The sequence below is a fragment of the Streptomyces sp. NPDC054840 genome (assembly GCF_053611065.1).
Map to the genome: position 1 here is coordinate 1 of NZ_JBSGZP010000687.1, position 3,842 is coordinate 3,842.

Annotated in this window: 4 protein-coding genes; 1 reads left to right on the forward strand and 3 read right to left on the reverse strand. The window is 73.4% G+C overall.

Going from position 1 to position 3,842, the window contains the following annotated elements:
• Positions 1-39: 39 nt before the first annotated feature.
• From ACWGIU_RS32235 to ACWGIU_RS32245, 3 genes are all read right to left on the reverse strand, one after another.
• Positions 40-954, reverse strand: coding sequence for a sirohydrochlorin chelatase (locus tag ACWGIU_RS32235; RefSeq protein WP_453711650.1), 915 nt, complete (start codon positions 952-954; stop codon positions 40-42).
• Between the two features lie 96 nt (positions 955-1,050).
• Positions 1,051-1,737 carry a uracil-DNA glycosylase gene (locus ACWGIU_RS32240; RefSeq protein ID WP_453711651.1) on the reverse strand — a complete coding sequence of 229 codons (687 nt, stop codon included), beginning with the start codon at positions 1,735-1,737 and terminating at the stop codon, positions 1,051-1,053.
• A gap of 11 nt (positions 1,738-1,748) precedes the next feature.
• Positions 1,749-2,840 carry a WD40/YVTN/BNR-like repeat-containing protein gene (locus ACWGIU_RS32245; protein ID WP_453711652.1) on the reverse strand — a complete coding sequence of 364 codons (1,092 nt, stop codon included), beginning with the start codon at positions 2,838-2,840 and terminating at the stop codon, positions 1,749-1,751.
• Positions 2,841-3,064: 224 nt separating this feature from the next.
• Between ACWGIU_RS32245 and ACWGIU_RS32250 the strand changes: the two genes are divergently transcribed.
• A partial coding sequence (locus ACWGIU_RS32250; protein ID WP_453711653.1) for a wax ester/triacylglycerol synthase domain-containing protein occupies positions 3,065-3,842 on the forward strand: 778 nt, incomplete at its 3' end.

Here is a 3,842-nt window from a genome sequence, read left to right on the forward strand (position 1 = left end):
ACCGTGGCCGGCGGGGGCCCCGCGCGTCGTACGGGCCGATCACTGTGCGGCGGCGTCCTGGCTGATCCCGAGGGCCGCGGCGTACTGCGCGACGGCCAGCTTGCCGAGCGCGCCGTAGGCACCGAGCACCTCGGCCGTGGCGCATTCGGCCTCTTTGCAGGCGGTGTCGAGCAGCCCGTCGGCGGCCTCCGGGCCGATCAGGTACGGGGCGAGCGCGAGCAGCGTGGAGCCCTCCCGACGCAGCTGCTCGGCGACCGCGGCCACCGAGCCCTCCTGGTCGAGCGCGGCGGCCTTGACGGGCACGGCGAGCCGGGCGGCCAGCAGCATGCCCGTGATCCCGGCGGCCTGTACGGCCTCCTCGCCACCGGTGGTGGCCAGGACGATGCCGTCGGCGGCGGTGGTCACGGTGAAGAGCCGGGCGCGGTCGGCGCGGGCCAGGCCCGCCTCGGACAGTCGCACGTGCAGGCCCTCGGCGAGCAGCGGGTGCGGGCCGAGCACGTCGGCCAGCTCGGCGGCGGCGGAGGAGTCCATCAGTGCCTGGCGGATCCGCCGCAGCAGATCGCTGTCGGGGCCGGCCAGCAGCGGTACGACCACCGCGTCCGGGCCGGTCGGCGCGGGCACCTCGTGCCCGGCCGCGCGGGCGAACTCCGCGCGCGCGACACGCTCGGTCGCGACGGCGGTCAGGACGCCGGACAGGGACGGGAACTCGGTGGCGTCGTCACCTTCGAGGAAGCCGATCCGGGCGTCGAGGCCCGGCAGCTCGGAGCGGCCGATGCTGATGATCTCTTCCGCGAGCCCTCGCGAGGCGGCCGAGGGGGCACCGGGCACGGCGAGCACCAGCGCGGGCGCGCCCTCGGGCGCCACCGCGGGCTCGGGCCGGCGGTGCCGTCCGGTCTGGCGGGGTCGCGGCATTCGTACGGGCAGGCCATTTGCGGGCCCAGTGGGGGAGCTCATGGCGCCGCATGCTACTGGCTTATCGGAAGAAGGTGTTCGGGCAGGGCCTTCTCCCGGGGCATCTGTCCGTATTTATCCGGTGAATATCAGATACGTTCAACTGACGGACGGCAAGCGCCAGTCCACAGGCTGTGACCCCTGACCCACCAGCAACTCGTTCGTCCGGCTGAAAGGCCGGGAGCCGAAGAATCCGTAGTCGGCGGACTTGGGGGAGGGGTGCGAGGACTCCACGACGGGCAGCTCGCCGAGCAGCGGCCGCAGGTTGCGGGCCGCCCGTCCCCAGAGGATGGAGACCAGCGGCTTCCCGCGCGCGGCCAGGGCCCGGATGGCCTGGTCGGTGACGGCCTCCCAGCCCTTTCCCTGGTGCGCGTTGGAGCGGCGGGGCGCGGTCGTGAGCGCCCTGTTGAGCAGCAGGACGCCCTGCCGGGTCCACGGGGTGAGGTCGCCGTTCGCCGGGCGGCCGGTGCCGATGTCCCGGTGCATCTCCAGGAAGATGTTGTCGAGGCTCGGAGGTACCGGCCGTACGTCGGGGGCGACCGAGAAGGACAGACCCACCGCGTGTCCCGGCGTGGGATAGGGATCCTGCCCGACGATCAGCACCTTGACCTCGTCGAAGGGCTGTTGGAAGGCGCGCAGCACATGGGCTCCGGCCGGTACGTACGTCCTTCCCGCCGTGATCTCGGCGCGCAGGAAGTCGCCCATGGCGGCGATCTGCCCCGCCACCGGCTCCAGAGCACGGGCCCAACCCGGCTCGACGATCTCGTTCAACGGTCGTGCTGCCACGGTGGATCACTCTACTGGCCGAACGTGGCCGCCCGCACGCACAGGACGTCGGGCAGGTGCTCGGCGAGCAGTTGCCAGCTCTCGCCGTCGTCGTGACTGGCGTACAGCTCGCCGTTGCGGTTGCCGAAGTAGATGCCCGCCGGGTCCGCGTCGTCCGTGCACAGGGCGTCGCGCAGGACCGTGCCGTAGTGGTCCCCGGCCGGGAGGCCGTGTGCCAGCGGCTCCCAGGTGGCGCCGGCGTCCCGGGTGCGGAAGACCCGGCACCGGTGCTCGGCCGGGACCCGGTCGGAGTCGGCGTTGAGCGGGAAGACGTAGGCGGTGTCCGGCCGGTGCGGATGGGCCGCGACCGCGAAGCCGAAGTCGGAGGGCAGACCGCCGCCGATGTCGGTCCACCGGCCGCCCGCGTCGTCGCTGCGGTAGACGCCCCAGTGGTTCTGCAGGTACAGCCGGTCCGTGTTCCCGGCGTCCTGGGCGATCTTGTGCACGCACTGGCCGAACTCGGGGTTCGGGTCCGGCAGGAACACCGCCGAGACCCCCTGGTTGGACGGGTTCCAGCTGGCCCCGCCGTCCGTGGTCCGGAACACCCCGGCGGTGGAGACGGCCACGGTCACCGCGTCCGGGTCGCGGGGGTCGGTGATCACCGTGTGCAGGCCCTCGCCGCCGCCGCCCGGTACCCACTTCCCGCGGCTCGGGTGCTCCCAGAGCGGGCGGACCAGCTCGAAGGAGTCGCCCCGGTCGGTCGAGCGGAACAGTGCTGCCGGTTCCGTTCCCGCGTACACGACGTCGGGGGCCTCGGGGCCGGCGGGCTGCAGCTGCCAGACCCGCTCCAGGGAGGCGCCCGTGTCCTTCGGGAACTTCACTGCGGGCGCGGCGGGCTCCCGCCAGGTCGCGCCGAGGTCGTCGGAGCTGAAGACGGACGGCCCCCAGTGGGTGCTGTCCCCGCCGACCAGCAGCCGGGGCGCCGGGCCCCGCCGGTCCACGGCGACCGCGTAGACGGCCTGGGCGTTGAAATGGGGTCCCTCGAACTCCCAGGGCGCCCCGCCCCGGCGACGTCCGATGAAGAGTCCTTTGCGGGTTCCCACGAGCAGCACTGCGTCGGTCATGGCCGGCACCTCCGGGCCTCGTCACCCTCTGCGGGCGTTCCTTGCGGAGTATGTTTTCGGCCAGTCTGCACCCGCTCGGTGGCAGAGACCTGGAGGACGGTGCAGAGCTACTGATGGGCAGATCAATACCGATCATTTACCGCCCGGAAATGATTGCTACTTGTATGTAGGCATCCGTAATGGATTGACTTCGGATCACTGCCGCCGTAAGCGAGAGGACGTATGTGGCCACCGAGCACCTGTCCCCGCTCGACCTCGCCTTCTGGCGGATCGAATCCGCCGACCATCCCATGCACCTGGGTGCCCTGGCCGTCTTCCGCGCCGCCGGGCCCGGCGCCGCGGAGAGGGCCGCCCACCTGCTCACCGCCCGGTGCGCCGCCGTGCCCCGCCTGCGCCGCCGGATCCGCGACGTGCTGCTGCCCGTCGGGGCGGCCGCCTGGTCGCCCGACCCCGGCTTCGACCCCGCCCGGCACGTGTTCCTCGTCCGCACCGACGAGAGCGACCCGTACGCCGCCGCCGGACCGCTGATGGCCCGGCGGCTGGACCGGGCGCTGCCCCCGTGGGAGGCGCACGTGCTGGCCGGACCCGATCCGGGCTCCTTCGCGGTCCTCTTCAAGTTCCACCACGCCCTCGCCGACGGTCTGGGCGCGCTGGCCCTCGCGGCCACCCTGTTCGACGAGGCGACGGCCCCGCGGCCGCCCGTGCGCCCGGTCCCCGAGCAGCGGGGCGGCTCCGTCCTGCGCAGGCTCCCCGGAGTCCTGGCGGCCCGGGTCCAGGACGTCGGCCAGGCCCTGGAGATCGGGGCCGCCGTGGCCCGCGCCGGATTGCCGCTCGGGGTTCCGGCGGCCCTCACCGCGGACTCCATGCGCTCGGGCACCCGTGCGGTCGCCGGCCTCGCGCTCGACCTGGACGAGGTCAACCTCGTCCGCAAGGGCGTCGGCGGCACCGTCAACGACGTGCTGATCGCCCTGGTCGCGGGCGCGCTGCGGCGCTGGCTGACGG